General features: G+C 66.7%; 3 protein-coding genes. 2 read left to right on the top strand and 1 reads right to left on the bottom strand.

What is annotated here, in order from left to right; translation table 11 throughout:
• Together cobA and cysK are read left to right on the top strand one after the other, a co-directional pair.
• The coding region (gene cobA, locus UUA_RS18155) for a uroporphyrinogen-III C-methyltransferase (RefSeq protein ID WP_008439632.1) at positions 1-926 on the top strand (926 nt) is incomplete at its 5' end.
• A 40-nt stretch (positions 927-966) separates the two neighbouring features.
• Positions 967-1,908, top strand: a complete 942-nt coding sequence (gene cysK / locus UUA_RS18150) for a cysteine synthase A (RefSeq protein WP_008439625.1) — start codon at positions 967-969, stop codon at positions 1,906-1,908.
• 66 nt (positions 1,909-1,974) lie between these two features.
• Here cysK and UUA_RS19545 read toward each other — a convergent pair whose 3' ends face one another.
• A complete protein-coding gene (locus UUA_RS19545) occupies positions 1,975-2,499 on the bottom strand; it encodes a hypothetical protein (RefSeq protein ID WP_153022894.1) in 525 nt (174 codons plus the stop codon).
• Between the last annotated feature and the right edge of the window lie 170 nt (positions 2,500-2,669).

Below are 2,669 nucleotides of genomic sequence, written 5' to 3'. Positions count from 1 at the left end.
CCGCGTTGCTGCGCCAGGGCCGGCCGGACGAGGCGCGGCGGGCAGCGGAGCAGGCGCTGGCCGCGCCGTCGCCCGCGCCCGCCGGTTCGGTGGTGCTGGTCGGCGCCGGCCCCGGCGATCCGGGCCTGCTGACACTGCGCGGGCTGCGTGCGCTGAACGAGGCCGACGTGATCCTGCACGACCGGCTGGTCAGTGCCGAAGTGCTGGCGCTGGCCCGGCGCGACGCCGAGCGCATCGAGGTGGGCAAGCAGGCCGGCAACCATCACACCACCCAGGACGGGATCCACGCGCTGCTGCTTGAGCACGCACGGGCAGGGCGGCGGGTGGTGCGGCTGAAGGGCGGCGACCCGTTCGTGTTCGGCCGCGGCGGCGAGGAACTGGAGTTTCTGCGTGCGCACGGCATTCCCTATGAAGTGGTGCCCGGCATCACCGCCGCGCTGGCCTGCGCCGCCTACGCCGGCGTGCCGCTGACCCATCGCGACCACGCGCAATCGGTGCGCTTCGTCACCCTGCACTGCCACGATTCGCTGGACACGCTGGACTGGCGCGCGCTGGCCCAGGAGCAGCAGACCCTGGCGATCTACATGGGCGTGGCCGGGCTGGAGCGCCTGCAGGCGCGACTGATCGCGCACGGCCGCGCGCCGGCCACGCCATTCGCGCTGGTCGAGAACGGCTCGCTGCCGCGGCAGCGGGTGGTCACCGGCACGCTGGCCCAGCTGGCCGCGCGCGCGGCACTGCACGCGGTGCGTTCGCCGGCGCTGCTGATCGTGGGCGAGGTGGCGGCGCTGGCCGACTCGCTCGCCTGGTTCGGCGCGGCGCCGCTGGGCGGTGCGGTGCACCGGGCCCCGGTCGAACGCGTTCCAGTGACGGCCAAGGTGCCGGCCGCAGCGCGCCTGACGGAAACCTTCACGGGCGCCGGCGCATGATCGCGCCGCGCTTTTCCTGCCTTCTAGCCGGAGCATTCCCATGATTTACGACAGCATCCTCGGCACCATCGGCAACACGCCCGTGGTGCGGTTGCACCGCCTCGCCCCGAAGCACGTCGAGTTGTACGTGAAGGTGGAGGCGTTCAACCCCGCCGGCTCGGTGAAGGACCGCCTCGCCCTGGCGATCATCCTCGACGCCGAGCAGCGCGGCACGCTGAAGCCCGGCCAGACCGTGATCGAGGCCACTTCGGGCAACACCGGCGTGGCGCTGGCCGCGATCTGCGCGGCGCGCGGCTACCCGTTCGTGGCGGTGATGTCGGATACGTTCTCGGTCGAGCGGCGCAAGCTGATCCGCGCCTACGGCGGCAAGGTGGTGCTCACACCTGGCGCAGCGCGCGGCACCGGCATGGTGGCGAAGGCGCTGGAACTGGCGCAGAAGCACGGCTGGTTCCTCGCCGGTCAGTTCGAGAATCCCGCCAACCCGGCGTATCACCGGCAGACCACCGCGCCGGAAATCCTGCGCGACTTCGCCGGCCGCCGGCTGGACTACTTCGTCACCGGCTGGGGCACCGGCGGCACGCTCACCGGCGTGGGCGAGGTGATGAAGGTGGCGCGGCCGGAAGTGAAGATCATCGCCACCGAGCCGACCGTCGCGGCGCTGCTCTCCGGCAAGGAATGGCAGCCGCACAAGATTCAGGGCTGGACCCCGGACTTCGTGCCGGCCGTGCTGAACCCCAAGGTGGTCGACCGCATCGTGCCGGTCGACGACGTGCTGGCCCGCGACACCTCGCGCGCGCTGGCGCAAAAGGAAGGCATCTTCACCGGCATCTCCTCCGGTGCCACGCTGGCCGCTGCACTGAAGGTGGCAGCCGAGGCACCGCAAGGTTCGGTGCTGCTGGCGATGCTGCCGGATACCGGCGAGCGGTATCTGTCGACGTTCCTGTTCGAGGGGGTGAACGAGGGGTCGGACGAGGTGGAGTGAGTGGCATCCGACGCCTGAATCAAGCCGAGCCGCGAAGCGGGTTCGGCTTGGACGAATTGTTAGCCCTCACCTCAGCGCTTTTGCAGCATCTTCCGCTACGCGCTGGACTGCGGCCATCACTGTTTGATGCTCACTCCAAGCCATGAGCTTTCCGCTGGGGCGGTGAAACGATGCAATTACGTTGCCGTTGTTTACGTCAATGATGCGCACGGTTGCGAAGCCATTGAGGGTGGGGCCGTCTTTATGGCTAGTTACTTTGCCAAGAATGATGGCTTGAGCGCCGGCTCTCTTTGCCGCTGAAATAGCGTAATCCGTGTCAGCAATGTTGCCGCCTGATGCGATGTCAGGACCTTCAAGTCTTAGGGACGCGCCTTGAACCACCTTGGCAGAAATCCGCCCTTCTAACTCTGACACGAACAGATCCGTGCTTTCCTCGACAAACTCGGGGTTGCCCTCGAATCTCGGCACATACACAGTACGAATGGCTGCGGCGGCGATCTGGTCGCTCTTAACACGCACAATTGATGGGTTCGAACACGCCGCAACGGACAGTAGAGCTAGCGCTCCAAGCGATATAAGAAACTTACCCATTACAACTCTCCCCAATGAGGTATAACGCTTGAACTTAGCCACCGACAGACGGCGTGGTGGGATGGCTATCCGGTCGGCTGCGGCGAATAGTCATGCGCTTGCGAGTTGCTGAAAGCTCGAAGCGTTCTTTTCTGAGAAGATGGTAGCGGAGATTAAGAACTTATCCGTAA

This window comes from Rhodanobacter thiooxydans LCS2, from assembly GCF_000264375.1.
Lineage (GTDB): Bacteria > Pseudomonadota > Gammaproteobacteria > Xanthomonadales > Rhodanobacteraceae > Rhodanobacter > Rhodanobacter thiooxydans.
The sequence above is the reverse complement of the archived record's forward strand: the minus strand, read 5'-3'. Positions and strand labels throughout refer to the sequence as shown.